General features: G+C 49.7%; 11 protein-coding genes. 6 read left to right on the top strand and 5 right to left on the bottom strand.

Annotated elements, in window-relative coordinates; all coding sequences use genetic code 11:
- Positions 1 to 403 precede the first annotated feature (403 nt).
- From deoC to deoD, 4 genes are all read left to right on the top strand, one after another.
- On the top strand, positions 404 to 1,177 hold the full coding sequence (gene deoC, locus BCT27_RS12905) for a deoxyribose-phosphate aldolase (RefSeq protein WP_102395981.1): 774 nt from the start codon (positions 404 to 406) through the stop codon (positions 1,175 to 1,177).
- 86 nt (positions 1,178 to 1,263) lie between these two features.
- A complete protein-coding gene (gene deoA, locus BCT27_RS12900) occupies positions 1,264 to 2,595 on the top strand; it encodes a thymidine phosphorylase (RefSeq protein ID WP_102395980.1) in 1,332 nt (443 codons plus the stop codon).
- A gap of 11 nt (positions 2,596 to 2,606) precedes the next feature.
- Entirely contained in the window at positions 2,607 to 3,827 is a 1,221-nt protein-coding gene (locus tag BCT27_RS12895) for a phosphopentomutase (RefSeq protein ID WP_102395979.1), read from the top strand.
- A gap of 32 nt (positions 3,828 to 3,859) precedes the next feature.
- A complete protein-coding gene (gene deoD / locus BCT27_RS12890; protein ID WP_017012557.1) occupies positions 3,860 to 4,585 on the top strand; it encodes a purine-nucleoside phosphorylase in 726 nt (241 codons plus the stop codon).
- A gap of 136 nt (positions 4,586 to 4,721) precedes the next feature.
- On the opposite strand, the gene BCT27_RS12885 is transcribed toward deoD, so the two are convergent.
- Positions 4,722 to 5,330, bottom strand: coding sequence for a YtjB family periplasmic protein (locus tag BCT27_RS12885; RefSeq protein ID WP_102317481.1), 609 nt, complete (start codon positions 5,328 to 5,330; stop codon positions 4,722 to 4,724).
- A gap of 178 nt (positions 5,331 to 5,508) precedes the next feature.
- Here BCT27_RS12885 and serB point away from each other — a divergent pair, with 178 nt between their 5' ends.
- A complete protein-coding gene (gene serB, locus BCT27_RS12880) occupies positions 5,509 to 6,480 on the top strand; it encodes a phosphoserine phosphatase (protein ID WP_102395978.1) in 972 nt (323 codons plus the stop codon).
- 97 nt (positions 6,481 to 6,577) lie between these two features.
- On the opposite strand, the gene BCT27_RS12875 is transcribed toward serB, so the two are convergent.
- Positions 6,578 to 8,911, bottom strand: coding sequence for a PilZ domain-containing protein (locus tag BCT27_RS12875; protein WP_102395977.1), 2,334 nt, complete (start codon positions 8,909 to 8,911; stop codon positions 6,578 to 6,580).
- A gap of 196 nt (positions 8,912 to 9,107) precedes the next feature.
- On the opposite strand from BCT27_RS12875, the gene radA reads away from it, so the two are divergent.
- Positions 9,108 to 10,487, top strand: coding sequence for a DNA repair protein RadA (gene radA, locus BCT27_RS12870; protein ID WP_017012558.1), 1,380 nt, complete (start codon positions 9,108 to 9,110; stop codon positions 10,485 to 10,487).
- Positions 10,488 to 10,567: 80 nt separating this feature from the next.
- Here radA and BCT27_RS12865 read toward each other — a convergent pair whose 3' ends face one another.
- The 3 genes from BCT27_RS12865 to ettA form a co-directional block, all read right to left on the bottom strand.
- Positions 10,568 to 11,599: a M23 family metallopeptidase gene (locus BCT27_RS12865; RefSeq protein ID WP_102317484.1), complete on the bottom strand. Its 1,032-nt coding sequence runs from the start codon at positions 11,597 to 11,599 to the stop codon at positions 10,568 to 10,570.
- Between the two features lie 45 nt (positions 11,600 to 11,644).
- Positions 11,645 to 12,016 (bottom strand): PilZ domain-containing protein, encoded by a 372-nt coding sequence (locus BCT27_RS12860; RefSeq protein ID WP_102317485.1) that lies wholly within the window; start codon positions 12,014 to 12,016, stop codon positions 11,645 to 11,647.
- A gap of 240 nt (positions 12,017 to 12,256) precedes the next feature.
- Positions 12,257 to 13,924 (bottom strand): energy-dependent translational throttle protein EttA, encoded by a 1,668-nt coding sequence (ettA, locus tag BCT27_RS12855; RefSeq protein WP_017012559.1) that lies wholly within the window; start codon positions 13,922 to 13,924, stop codon positions 12,257 to 12,259.
- Positions 13,925 to 14,127: the final 203 nt, after the last annotated feature.

The raw sequence follows: 14,127 nt of genomic DNA, 5'->3' as shown, positions 1-14,127 counted from the left end.
GTTGATAAGAGAAAACACTGTGTTGATGAAGCAAATAATCAACACAGTGTTTTTCAACAGAAACAGGTAACACCTAGTGCTTGCTGAAGAACATTGGTAAAATTGGTGAGCGCTGTCAAAGATTCAGAGGTGGTATTTCACTAAATTTCATCTCAGTTTCACACGGTCAGCGGAGCAGTGAAACATAAACGCCAGAGTGAACCGGAATCTGCATCGGCACTTGGGTAGGCATCCCGGCAACGGGGTGCGCGGCAACAAGGATTGTTGGTTGGTTTGATGTTTATTTGTATATGTACAATAAGCACACCAAACTTCATGGAGCCAAGTCCGCTCATCAAATTGAACGTCATTTTTTGATGTTGAGTTTGTCACTTGGTTTTGAACATTTAGACTGGAGAAAGTCATGAGCGAATTAAAAGCAGCAGCACTACGTGCCCTTAAACTGATGGATCTTACTACCCTGAACGATGACGACACCGACGCGAAAGTTATCGAACTGTGTAAGAGTGCGAAAAGCCCTGTAGGCAACACTGCTGCTATCTGCATCTACCCACGCTTCATCCCTGTGGCGAAAAAACAACTTCGCGAGCAAGGCACGCCTGAGATTAAAATCGCGACCGTGACTAACTTCCCACATGGCAACGACGACATTGAGATCGCGGTTGCTGAAACCAAAGCGGCTGTGGCTTACGGTGCTGATGAAGTCGACGTTGTATTCCCTTACCGCACCTTGATTGCTGGCGACGAGACCACAGGTTTTGAGTTGGTTAAGCAATGTAAAGCAGCGTGTGGTGATATCACGTTGAAAGTGATCATTGAAACCGGTGAGCTAAAAGAAGCGGCTCTGATCAAACGTGCATCTGAAATCTCTATCGAAGCGGGCGCTGATTTTATCAAAACCTCTACGGGCAAAGTGCCTGTTAACGCGACACCAGAATCTGCTGAAATCATGCTGACCGTGATCAAAGACATGGGTGTTGCGGCGAAAGTAGGTTTCAAACCTGCTGGCGGCGTTCGCACAGCGGAAGACGCAGCAGAATACCTTGCAATGGCAGATCGCATTCTTGGTGGTGAGTGGGCGGACAACACGCACTACCGTTTTGGTGCATCAAGCCTACTGGCTAGCCTACTTCACACATTGGGTGAAGGCGAGAAAGCGGCGGAAGGCGGCTACTAATCCCTTCGATTACGTAGTGTTTGGGGAGTGCGATGTATTCCCCATCTCAAAGACCTTCGTCTGTTTCCTTGTTTGTGAGGTGTTTTATGTACCTTCCCCAAGAAATCATCAGAAAGAAGCGCGACAACATCGCGTTAACCTCTGAAGAAATTAACTTTTTTATCAAAGGCGTGGCGAACGATACTGTCTCTGAAGGACAAATAGCCGCGTTTGCAATGGCTGTGTATTTCAATGACATGACCATGGATGAGCGCGTCGCACTGACCTGTGCAATGCGTGATTCAGGCATGGTGATTGATTGGTCACACATGCATTTTGATGGCCCTATCGTCGATAAACACAGCACCGGCGGTGTGGGTGATGTCACCTCGTTAATGCTAGGCCCAATGGTGGCAGCCTGTGGTGGCTATGTACCGATGATCTCAGGCCGTGGTTTGGGTCATACTGGCGGTACGCTGGATAAATTAGAGTCTATTCCAGGCTACAACATTACGCCGACCAATGACGTGTTTGGTCAGGTAACGCGTGACGCGGGCGTCGCCATCATCGGCCAAACGGGCGATTTAGCCCCCGCTGATAAGCGTGTATACGCAACGCGTGATGTGACCGCAACTGTCGACAATATTTCGCTTATCACCGCGTCGATTTTGTCGAAGAAGCTCGCTGCAGGTCTGGAATCACTCGTGATGGACGTGAAAGTAGGGTCAGGCGCCTTCATGCCGACGTACGCACAGTCCGAAGAGTTAGCGAAATCGATTGTCGCTGTCGCTAATGGTGCGGGAACACGCACTAGTGCGTTGCTGACTGACATGAACCAAGTACTGGCGTCGAGTGCAGGTAATGCACTCGAAGTGAAAGAAGCCGTACAGTTCCTCACTGGCGAATACCGTAACCCGCGTTTGTATTCGGTCACGATGGCGCTATGTGCAGAAATGTTGGTGATCAGTGGCTTGGCAGCAAACGATGCTGAAGCAAAACAGAAACTGCAAGCTGTGCTGGATAACGGCAAAGCGGCAGAATGTTTCGGTAAAATGGTGGCTGGTCTAGGCGGACCGCTCGATTTCGTAGAAAATTACGGTAAATACTTGGCGACCGCCAATGTGATTAAACCTGTTTTTGCACCCAATGCAGGGTTCATCTCTGCGATGGATACACGAGCGATTGGTATGGCTGTGGTTGGGCTCGGCGGCGGACGCCGTGTTGCCAGTGACACCATTGACTACTCAGTGGGCTTTAGCGATGTGATCCGTTTAGGAACGCAGGCTGATAGCTCAACACCGCTGGCGGTTGTGCATGCGAAGGACGAAGCGCAATGGCAACAAGCTGCGGAACAACTTCAGGCCGCGATGGTTATCGCTGACGACGCACCTCAGGCAACGCCAGATGTGTATCGTCAAATTGGCCCACAAGACGTCTAACGGAGGCGACCATGAAACGCGCTATTATTTTGGTTCTTGATTCATTCGGGATCGGGGCATCTGAAGACGCCGTCAAATTTGGCGACGTAGGTGCAGATACGCTAGGTTCAATCGCGAAAGCGTGTGCAGCAGGCGAAGCAAATAATGATGACCGCCAAGGTCCTCTTAACTTGCCGAATCTGACACGTCTAGGTCTGGGTAAAGCTGGCGAAGAATCGTCAGGCACTTTCCCTGCAGGTCTTGATCCAAACGCTGACATTATCGGTGCTTATGGCCATGCGAAAGAATTGTCGTCGGGCAAAGATACGCCGTCTGGTCACTGGGAAATTGCAGGTGTGCCTGTGCTGTTTGATTGGGGGTATTTCACCGACAAAGAAAACAGCTTCCCGAAAGAACTGACAGACCGTATTCTAGCGCGCGCTGGTCTCTCCGACTTTTTGGGTAACTGCCATGCATCAGGCACAGAAGTGTTAGATGCATTGGGTGAAGAGCACATGAAGACAGGTCTTCCTATCTTCTATACCTCTGCAGACTCGGTATTCCAAATTGCGTGTCACGAAGAAACCTTTGGACTGGATCGCCTGCTCGATCTTTGCCAAATTGCACGTGAAGAGTTGGAAAACTACAACATTGGCCGCGTTATCGCGCGTCCATTCGTTGGTCCGGGTAAAGGCCACTTTGAGCGTACTGGCAACCGTCGTGACTTGTCAGTCGAGCCGCCAGCAACAACCGTGCTTCAAAAGCTGGTTGAAGAAAAGTCTGGCGAGGTTATCTCAATCGGTAAAATTGCAGATATCTATGCCCACGTTGGCATTACCCAGAAAGTGAAAGCAACGGGTTTAGCAGCCTTGTTTGATGCCACCAAAGACGCAATTACTGCGGCGGGCGACAACAGCTTGGTCTTCACTAACTTCGTTGATTTTGATTCACACTACGGCCACCGCCGTAATGTAGCGGGTTATGCCGCTGCACTTGAGTATTTTGATAAGCGTCTGCCTGAAATTATCGAGATGCTTGATGAAAACGATCTTCTGATCCTGACCGCTGACCACGGTTGCGATCCAACCTGGCCGGGCTCTGATCACACGCGTGAACACATCCCTGTTTTGGTTTATGGCAAGAAAGTGCCAGCGGGCTCATTGGGCCGTCGCGAAACCTTTGCTGATATTGGCCAAACTTTGGCTCAGTACTTTGGTACTTCAGATATGGAATACGGTAAATCATTCCTGTAATCCGACCTACTTTGATCAAAAGGAACTAACACATGGCAACTCCACATATCAATGCCGAAATGGGTGATTTTGCAGACGTCGTACTGATGCCGGGCGACCCGCTTCGTGCTAAGTACATTGCAGAAACTTTCCTTGCTGACGTTAAGCAAGTTTGTGATGTTCGCAACATGTACGGTTACACCGGTACGTACAAAGGTCGTAAGATCTCTGTCATGGGCCACGGTATGGGTATCCCATCATGCTCAATCTACGCGACTGAGCTGATCAAAGACTTCGGCGTGAAGAAAATCATTCGTGTAGGTAGCTGTGGTGCCGTGCGTGAAGACGTGAAATTGCGTGATGTTGTTATCGGTGTTGGCGCGTCAACAGATGCGAAAATCAACCGTACGCGTTTCAACGGCCATGACTTCGCAGCGATTGCAGATTTCGACATGACCCGCAATGCGGTAGATGCAGCGAAAGCAAAAGGCATCAACGTACGTGTTGGTAACATCTTCTCTGCAGACCTGTTCTACTCACCAGAGCCAGCATTCTTCGACACCATGGCGAAGTACGGCATCTTAGGTGTAGAAATGGAAGCAGCAGGCATCTACGGTGTGGCAGCAGAATTTGGCGCGAAAGCACTGACCATCTGTACCGTATCTGACCACATCAAGACCGGCGAGCAAACAACATCAGAAGAGCGTCAAACCACGTTCAATGAAATGATTGAAATCGCACTGGAATCTGTACTGTTAGGCGACGCTGAAGAAGCGTAATCGACACAGTTCAGAAAGACAAAAGGATGGCCTAGGCCATCCTTTTTTATGTGTAAGGGAAGGAGAATCGTTTCCTAGGACCTAAGACCTAAGACCTAAGACCTAAGACCTAAGACCTAGAACCGCTCTCGCTCTTTCAATCATTACTCTTCAACAAAAACGTCGAGCGCCATAAGTCCTTCCGACTTGCGAAAGTGAAAATCAGCAATGCGCCTGTCACGATGGCGACGAGGATCATGGCACGCACTAAGTTGATGCTCTGCTCTAAACGGTTTGATGCCGCTTTGATCACTTCTGCGTGTTCAAGCGTGATACGCACAAAACCTGCCATATGGCCGTCATGTGAAATAGGTTCAACCAATTGCTGACGACCAATGCTCGCGACTGACAATGGGGTATTGATGCCAGTAAGTTGCTCAAGGGGCATCGCGCCTACAGAGCTTGCCAGCAAATTACCGCGCTGGTCATAGACAGCCGCATCAAGGATCAGTTTCTCTTCTTGCAGGCGTGCAACCAACCCATCAAGGACGTCAATTTGATCGTTAGTCACAGCTGGGTATGCCGTGGCCGCCGCTTGACGTAGGATCACACGGGAAAGAGATTCTGTTTGCTCATACAACATTTTGTAGTTGCGATTGTTCAGCTGGTTGCTGTACATAAAGAGCATCATGATGGTCGAGAAACCCGCGACAACCACGAAAAATTGCCAAAGTCGGCGTAGTCGTTTTTTATTTATTTGTAGCATAAGCTGTCCAAAGCCAAGAGCGGGCAGAGGCTCCGCAAAAATTCAGCGCGACCTCAGTTTGCTGCCCAAGTTGAAAAAATGCAAGTAACCCCTTGGCTTAACACGTCGCTATGGCTAATGTGATCACTCGCACTCTTTGATATAGTAAAGCGAGTTTTCGATAAGGATATTTTTTGCAATGGATGCAACGTCAGTTTTCGCAATTAAGAAGCACACTAAACTCTTAACACGCTTTCCCTCTATCCGCCATTTTCGTCCATCAGATTGCCGACAAGCAGGCTGGATGCTTTATGGTTTTCATATTAGCCCTTCCTACCTTGATGATTTTGCCTTTTTAACCGGCGAAGCTGTTAAACCGCTGGCAGGCTGGACGGTTGGCCCTTATGAAGTGCTATTAATGCGTGGTGAGTTGACCCCTGAAATTATGGCTCTCGCTGACGCACTGTCACTTGATTGTGCGCTGCTCGACAATATTCCTAACTTGTTCGAACCCGGCCTTGCGCTGTTCGACATGGACTCCACAGCCATTCAAATCGAATGCATCGATGAAATCGCCAAGCTGGCGGGCGTGGGCGAGCAAGTTGCCGCGGTAACCGAACGTGCCATGCAAGGCGAGCTCGATTTTGAGCAAAGCCTCCGTGAGCGAGTGGGTACATTGAAGGGCACGGATGTGTCTGTGCTTGAGCAAGTGCGAGACAGTCTGCCCTTGATGCCTGGCATGCGCCAATTAACGGCATCACTGCAAGCGCGTGGCTGGAAAGTGGCGATCGCATCGGGCGGCTTTACGTGGTTTTCTGATTCACTGCGTGACCAGCTTTCTCTGGCTCATGCTGAGTCTAACCAACTTGTCATTGAAAACGGCAAGCTCACCGGCGAAGTGGCAGGGCAGGTGGTCGATGCACAGCGCAAAGCAGACATTCTCGATGATTTGACCTATCGCTATGAATTAACGCCGACCAATACGATTGCTGTCGGTGATGGCGCAAATGACCTGAAAATGATGTCAGCCGCGGGCTTGGGCATTGCGTACCACGCGAAGCCGAAAGTGCAGAAAGAAGCGCAAGTGGCGATCCGCCATGCCGATCTTGGTGGCGTACTGTGCGTGTTGTCGGCATCGTTACTGCCACAACGTTTGAGCTGGAAAGGTTAACGCTCCTCAGCGTTATCTTGCTGTAACCCGAATATGAGAAAGGCCACGTGTTTCCATGTGGCCTTTTTAGTGTCTGAAATATATGAGGTGACGGTTGTTATAACCTGAGTAGGACTTCATCGGTCACGTCAGTCATCTCTCCATAGACACATAGGTCAATGAACTCGCCTTCAAGTTGCCTGGCTTTCAGGGATGATTGCATCATGATTTCTTCAACCACCGCCGAGTTGAGATATTGACCGCCTTCATTAATGGGCTGCAGCCAGTTTCTCACCGCGAAGAACTTCCCTTTCTTACGGGCTTGCGACACGAAAAAGCGGCGCTCTTCCGGCGAAGCAAAGCTTTCTAGGATGCGGGCTTTGATGTCAATGACAGCATTGTTCTCGAACTGCACCGCCACATAGAACTCATGCTTGATTTGGGTGAGTCGATTGCGCTGACGAAGAATGCTCGCGCTCAGTTTGGCGATATGCTCCCCCAACACAGGCGATAGCGAAACGAGCCCTTGCTGAGAGGGGCTTTCTAACAAGCGACTTAGCTCGTTACCTGGGTAGTTAATGCCAACGGTTGCCAACTGTAAGTTATCCCCTTTTCGACAAAGAAAATACGGCGTGGCCGACAGACGCGTAAGCAGCATTTGATGCATGGCTTCAACCAAAGGTGGATCGGGCATTTTCTCGCTATCGAGCGTCAAACGGTGCTGATTGTGGTCAATCAGCCGTTGAAGGTATTCGCTACGGTGTCTGCTGTGTCTGTCTTTGATCAACACCAAGGTGACATTGGTGCGGTCTTCGCTAATACGCACGACTTTATAGGGCACATTGCCAAGTGGGGCTTTGGGGTCGATGCGCCTAAAGTCATTGAAGGTGATCGCCACTTCTTGTGCTTTGGTACCACTGAATGGACGCGTGAGTTTTAAGTTCAATCCACTCGATGAAAAGTCGACAGTTTGTGCTTGGATCTCACCGCTGACATGATGGATCAACGTGGCGCCCGTTCTATGTTTGTAGCGCGGTTCTTTGCGCTGAGGAGCGAGAAGTGATGGCACCGCTTCAATGGGAGAAATGCCAGTGCGCGGGTGCAAGTATTGATTCAAGCTCTTTGCTGGAATCTTGGGTTTTACTGGGTATCTGAAATCGGCGTTTGAATGCTCCAAGGTGAGATCTTGGATGGTGGCGATGTGCGTCAACTCGTCAATCTGGTGGATGTAAGCGGGCGAGACTTCTTGCAGACGGATAGCGTCTTCTTCGCTTATTTTTGTCATCGTCACGCGCAACACGCGCCAAGACGGGCGGGCACTGCCAATGTGCCAAAACAAATGGCGAAGCTCCGTGCTCATCTCCGTCGGAAAGGCCGAGAAGAAATAGGTTTTATCGGTATGTTCGTGGCTGAAGCAATACACCAAGGTTTCGCTGCAGTTTAACCCTTCCAGTGCCAGGTTTTGTAGCCGTCCTGGGGAGAACAATCTGTCGATGACAGGTTGATTTCTTTCATCATGCCAGTAATCCCAAAGTTCGCGATTTTGCTCGGTGAGCAGGCAATAGCGAAGCGCACTGCCACAGAAAAACAGGGGAAGTGATGGCGTTTTTTCTAGGTAGATCTTTTCGTAGCTGCGCGTGCGTGTCGAAATCAGCTTGTCTTTGTTTTCCGTGATGGTATTGATATCAACGGACTTGGACTTCACATCAATGGCTTCTTTAATGGCCTCGGTGCTGGTGATCAAACGAAGACGCAATCGGCGGAAGTTATCTTTAACAAGGTTAATTTCAATACCGACGAGACGGTAATCTAACCCTGTGAACAGTTCGGGGATTTGGCACTCATCGCCAAGTTGCGGGAAATAGACAGTAAGCACCGTGCCCACGTCGTATTGAAATGCCGCAGGCAGCTTTATGCGCATCCCTGAATTTGAAATGTCTAGCGTGGTGCCATTGACTTCCGTGCCATCGGGTAGAAAAACCTGCACCTGACTGTTAAGTTGAATACGGTGTTCGCTGCGCAAAAGGTAGTGACCAAAGCGAAGGGCGTCAGCGTCTAATGAAACAAAATTTTCTTGCGGTGAGGCTTGCGCGTTTCCAGTGCGTTGGAGAACACGGTGGCTGTTTGGGGTGTTATGAAGCTCATCCCACAGGCCTTGCGTCAACTGACCTTGGTAGGTGTCGAGACGACGGTGGTAGAGATTAAGGGCGACATCGTCCATCCAGTGTGTCAGTCCGGATAGGGTATAAGATCGACATTCTCCCTGCACTTTGCCGCGCAAATCGATGGGCCTAAGAAATGGGCTCATTAGGCGACGAATTTCCATCTTAATCAGCAAACGTTCCGAATTGGAAAGGTTGGGGGTTAGAAGGGTTAATTGCGCATCAAAGTCCGCTTTTTCATAAAGCGGAAGAAGCTGGTCGTATAGGGTCCTGTCTTGGTCCTGCATCATTCTAAATTCTGGTAGAATCCTTGTATTCATAGCGGCCACATGACAGAAAAGTTTACCTTTTTTTCGTACGGCGCGCGGTAAGGAACGCAGAAGTTAGTCTTCCGTCGCACTTGTTTCTTGTGCTTGGCGGTTTTACATACATTGTGTGAATTGAATCTACTAACGCATTGATAAAAAATATCAATCGGGAGAAACCATGGCGAAAACAAAGCGAGCCTATGTCTGTAACGACTGCGGCGCAGATTATCCGCGTTGGCAAGGTCAATGCACCGCTTGTGGCGCGTGGAATACCATCACAGAGGTGAGGCTTGCTGCATCGCCGCAAGTCGCACGTACAGAGAAATACGCAGGCTATGCGGGCGCGGCTGAAGCCAAAGTGCAAACGCTAGAAAGCATTGATCTGCAAGAAGTGCCCCGTTTTTCCAGCGGCTTTAAAGAACTCGACCGCGTCTTGGGTGGCGGAATTGTGCCAGGCGCTGCCATTTTGATTGGCGGTAGCCCCGGTGCCGGTAAAAGTACCTTGTTGCTGCAAACCATGTGTCGATTAGCGAGCCAAATGCCGACGCTTTATGTCACGGGTGAAGAATCACTTCAACAAGTCGCGATGCGTGCAGAACGTTTAGGTTTGCCGAAAGATAATTTGAAAATGCTTTCGGAAACCAATGTCGAAAACATCTGTAATATTGCGCACCAAGAACGCCCGAAACTGATGGTGATTGACTCCATCCAGGTGATGCATTGCGCGGATATTGCGTCTGCGCCGGGCAGTGTGGCGCAAGTGCGTGAATCCGCCGCGGCGCTCACGCGTTACGCAAAGCAAAACAACGTCGCCATCTTCATGGTGGGTCATGTCACGAAAGACGGCACACTGGCGGGCCCCAAGGTGCTTGAGCACTGTATCGACTGTTCAGTGATGCTGGATGGTTCAAGTGATAGCCGTTTCCGCACATTGCGTAGCCACAAAAACCGTTTTGGTGCGGTCAACGAATTGGGCGTGTTCGCCATGACAGGGCAGGGGCTTCGCGAAGTCAGCAACCCTTCTGCGATTTTCTTGAGTCGAGGTGAAGATCCAACATCAGGCAGTTCCGTCATGGTGCTTTGGGAAGGCACGCGTCCATTGCTTGTCGAACTTCAAGCGCTGGTGGATTACAGCCAAATGGCTAACCCTCGTCGTGTGGCTGTTGGTTTGGAGCAAAACCGGGTCGCGCTCTTGTTGGCTGTGCTACACAAACATGGCGGCCTACAAATGTCTGACCAAGATGTGTTTGTGAACGTTGTGGGTGGCGTGAAAGTGACAGAAACCAGCGCGGATCTGGCCTTGCTGCTGGCGTTGATCTCTAGCTTTCGCGATCGTCCATTGCCAAAAGATTTGGTGGTGTTTGGCGAAGTGGGTTTGGCGGGCGAAATTCGCCCCGTACCGAGCGGACAAGAACGCCTGATGGAAGCGGCAAAACACGGATTTAAACGCGCGGTTGTTCCTGCCGCCAATGCACCAAAAAACGATATTCCGGGCATGAAGGTGTATGGCGTGACCAAACTTTCTGATGCACTGTCAGTGCTGGAAGAGTTCGAGTAATTCCGCTTCGTTGCCTGTTATCCGTTAACGTAAAAAGGCATCCCGTGGGATGCCTTTTCTGATCTTATCGCCGATAACCGTTATTTAGATGCCGTCACTAAGTTTTCTTTCTCATCAAGTTGGTCTTTTTGCGGCTCGAATTGTGGTGACACCTCAGAGGCGAGTTGAACCTGTGTTGCCACCATGTTTTCCATGATCTTCACCAAGCTTGCCCAGTTCACCTTCTTCTCTTCCTCGAACAGTGATTCAAAGTTATCAGGTGTCCATGCAATAAAACGCTTAGGGTTCAACGCGCGGCCAAGGAAGCGCACTTCATAGTGAAGGTGAGGGCCCGTTGATAAACCTGTGTTGCCAGACCAACCAATCAAGTCGCCTTTTTTCACAAAATTCCCGGTGTTCACATTGAATTTATCAAGGTGAGCGTACAGCGTCATAAAGCCAAAAGCATGGTCAATTTTCAGCATGTTACCGTAACCTTTCTTACGGCTTGGGCGTTTATATTCCACCACGCCGTCTGCAGGTGCGTAAACCGGGGTGCCGATGTCCGCAGTGAGATCGAGCCCAAGGTGGAATTTCTTATTGCCCGTCACGGGGTGAGTCCGAGAACCATAGCCGGAAGAGCGACGATAACTTTCAATCGGCTGACCGCTTGGTATGAGCTGCAACATGGTGGAGCGAACCGCCGAGTTTATCGCTGCGACATCCAAACGCTGTGCCAGCGGTGCATCGTTGTCGGTTTCTTTTTCAAGGCCAAGCACTTCTTCAACCGTTGATACGCGCTTGGTCAGGTAATCCAGTTGGTTATCTTTGTCTTCGATGGTTTGCGCGTACTCTTCTTCTTTATTGCTGATCAATTGCTCAAGTTGTTGGCGCTTTTGTTTTAGCGTTTCAAGTTGGCCTACCAGTTCCGAGCTTTGTTCCGTCATGTTCTGAAGGGTCAGCTCGGCGGTTTCTGAACGATGGCTCAGGTAATAGATCGCCGCAATGCTGGCGGCAATGCCTGTCACCAGAATGACCAAAAAGATGAGAAGGGCTTTTTTAAGCCAAGGGGACATCACATAGTGACGCGACCCATTGGCATGAGAGACAGCAATTCGAATGTTGTGTGGCATGTGACTACTACTTTATGTACGTATGCGCAGCGAGCAAAAAAAGGATTATACGATATCTTTCATATCGGTGAGTTGTGCTAATTCTCGATGAAGCAAATCATCATTGCCAACGTTTAATTCAACGAGGCGTTTTAGGTGGCTGGCACTGTCGATATCGATGTGCACGATTTTACAGCAAAGCAAGCCATCGACCTCTTGAACCACATCAACATCCATATCAATGCTGATCTCAGATTCATGAAGTTGGAAGTGAACATTGTATTCCTGTGCGCTTTCCATTTGCCAGTGTGTGGGAGCTTCTAGCAGTGCGCCTTTTAGTGATAAATCTAAAATCTTTGTCTGCCACACGCTATCGCCTTGCGTCATGGTGGCGGGCGCTCGGTATACAACGCGAGAAAATTGTCGACGTTCTGCCATAACTTATGTCCTCGGAGGCGTTGTTTTGCCTCAGATTTGTTACACCGTACTATTAAACTCTTTACACCAGTGTAGGTGAGACGCACCTATAACTCTACTCTTGCTTGTCTCGAGCGTGATGCACGGCGCGTGTTAGTGATAATACGCTCAATGATGTTGTGCAGATCTGTTATATCCGACTGTGAAACAAAAAGAAAAAGGGCCACCGAAGTGACCCTTTTACGTACATCATGCCCAATATTACTTGGTTACACGCTTGTACTTCATGCGGTGCGGTTGGGCTGCTTGTGCGCCCAACGTTTGCTTCAACCACTCGCTGTATTCGTTGTAGTTACCTTCGAAGAAGTTCACTTTACCTTCGTCGCGGTAATCAAGAATGTGGGTAGCGATACGGTCAAGGAACCAACGGTCGTGCGAGATAACCATGGCACAGCCTGGGAATTCCAGCAGTGCTTCTTCCAATGCACGTAGGGTTTCTACGTCCAAGTCATTGGTTGGTTCATCCAGCAGCAATACGTTACCGCCTGACTTAAGCAGTTTCGCCAAGTGAACACGGTTACGCTCACCACCTGACAAATCACCGATGCGTTTTTGTTGATCGCTGCCTTTGAAGTTGAAGCGCGAGCAGTACGCACGTGCTGGAAGCTCAAAGTTGTGGATACGGATAATTTCCGCACCTTCAGAGATCTCTTGGTACACGGTGTTTGAATCCGTCATGCTGTCACGGAACTGTTCAACCGATGCCAGTTGCACGGTTTCACCCAGCTCGATGGTGCCGCTGTCGGGTTGCTCAGTGCCACTCAACATCTTGAACAGGGTTGATTTACCCGCACCGTTCGCACCGATGATGCCGACGATTGCACCTTTTGGCACGCTGAATGACAAGTCATCAATCAACACGCGATCACCAAATGATTTGGTCAGATTGTTGATTTCGATAACTTTATCACCAAGACGTAGGCCAGGCGGAATGAACAGCTCATTGGTTTCGTTACGGCGTTGGTGTTCGCTGTTGTTCAGCTCTTCAAAGCGCGCCATACGTGCTTTAGATTTTGACTGACGACCTTTAGGATTCTGACGAACCCACTCAAGTTCTTTCTCGATGGTCTTCTGGCGAGCACTTTCTTGCGACGATTCTTGTTGTAGACGCGCATCTTTTTGCTCAAGCCATGAGGTGTAGTTACCTTCCCATGGAATACCTTCACCACGGTCAAGTTCTAGGATCCAGCCAGCAGCGTTGTCCAAGAAGTAACGGTCGTGCGTGATAGCCACAACGGTGCCGTTGTAATCCACCAAGAAACGCTCCAACCAACCCACAGATTCTGCATCCAAGTGGTTCGTTGGTTCGTCAAGAAGCAACATATCAGGTTTTTCTAGCAGCAGACGACAGATAGCAACACGACGACGCTCACCACCAGATAGATGCTTAATTTTCGCATCCCACTCTGGCAAACGCAGTGCGTCAGCAGCACGCTCAAGGGCGTTATCTAGGTTGTGGCCGTCTTTTGCTTGGATCAGCGCTTCGAGTTCGCCTTGCTCTTTTGCGAGGGCATCGAAATCTGCATCAGGTTCTGCGTACGCCGCGTAAACTGCGTCTAGACGAGAAAGTGCACCTGCAACATCCGCCACCGCTTCTTCTACGGTTTCACGAACGGTTTTTTCTTCATCCAGTTTTGGTTCCTGAGGCAGGTAACCCACTTTGATGCCAGGTTGTGCACGTGCTTCACCTTCGATATCGGTATCGATACCCGCCATGATGCGAAGAAGGGTGGATTTACCTGCACCGTTTAGACCCAATACGCCGATTTTGGCGCCAGGGAAAAAGCACAGGGAGATGTCTTTCAGGATCTGACGCTTCGGTGGCACAATTTTGCCAACGCGCGACATGGTATAAACGTACTCAGCCATTTCTGCTCGCGTTCTCTTGTCACATAAAAGGCTTATTCTATCCCAATCCACCTGAAGTTGCAGGTATCAAAGACGTAAATCGAACTTGAAACCGCCTGAGGAATGTCGATGAAAAGGGAACCATTTTTGCATTGAGATTACCAACTAGCAGGGTGCGGCAAAAAATGCGGGACATTTGAGGCACGAAGCCTGCGCGCTTCTTT

The sequence above is a fragment of the Enterovibrio norvegicus genome (assembly GCF_002876705.1).
Lineage (GTDB): Bacteria > Pseudomonadota > Gammaproteobacteria > Enterobacterales > Vibrionaceae > Enterovibrio > Enterovibrio norvegicus_B.
Note: the sequence above shows the minus strand (reverse complement) of the source record. Positions and strands in the feature narration are given on the sequence as shown.

What these genes read in the sequence shown, in the direction of transcription:
- deoC (WP_102395981.1), top strand. Translation starts at nt 404, where the DNA reads ATGAGCGAATTAAAAGCAGCAGCACTACGTGCCCTTAAACTGATGGAT.
- deoA (WP_102395980.1), top strand. Translation starts at nt 1,264, where the DNA reads ATGTACCTTCCCCAAGAAATCATCAGAAAGAAGCGCGACAACATCGCG.
- BCT27_RS12895 (WP_102395979.1), top strand. Translation starts at nt 2,607, where the DNA reads ATGAAACGCGCTATTATTTTGGTTCTTGATTCATTCGGGATCGGGGCA.
- deoD (WP_017012557.1), top strand. Translation starts at nt 3,860, where the DNA reads ATGGCAACTCCACATATCAATGCCGAAATGGGTGATTTTGCAGACGTC.
- BCT27_RS12885 (WP_102317481.1), bottom strand. Translation starts at nt 5,330, where the DNA reads ATGCTACAAATAAATAAAAAACGACTACGCCGACTTTGGCAATTTTTC.
- serB (WP_102395978.1), top strand. Translation starts at nt 5,509, where the DNA reads ATGGATGCAACGTCAGTTTTCGCAATTAAGAAGCACACTAAACTCTTA.
- BCT27_RS12875 (WP_102395977.1), bottom strand. Translation starts at nt 8,911, where the DNA reads ATGATGCAGGACCAAGACAGGACCCTATACGACCAGCTTCTTCCGCTT.
- radA (WP_017012558.1), top strand. Translation starts at nt 9,108, where the DNA reads ATGGCGAAAACAAAGCGAGCCTATGTCTGTAACGACTGCGGCGCAGAT.
- BCT27_RS12865 (WP_102317484.1), bottom strand. Translation starts at nt 11,599, where the DNA reads ATGCCACACAACATTCGAATTGCTGTCTCTCATGCCAATGGGTCGCGT.
- BCT27_RS12860 (WP_102317485.1), bottom strand. Translation starts at nt 12,016, where the DNA reads ATGGCAGAACGTCGACAATTTTCTCGCGTTGTATACCGAGCGCCCGCC.
- ettA (WP_017012559.1), bottom strand. Translation starts at nt 13,924, where the DNA reads ATGGCTGAGTACGTTTATACCATGTCGCGCGTTGGCAAAATTGTGCCA.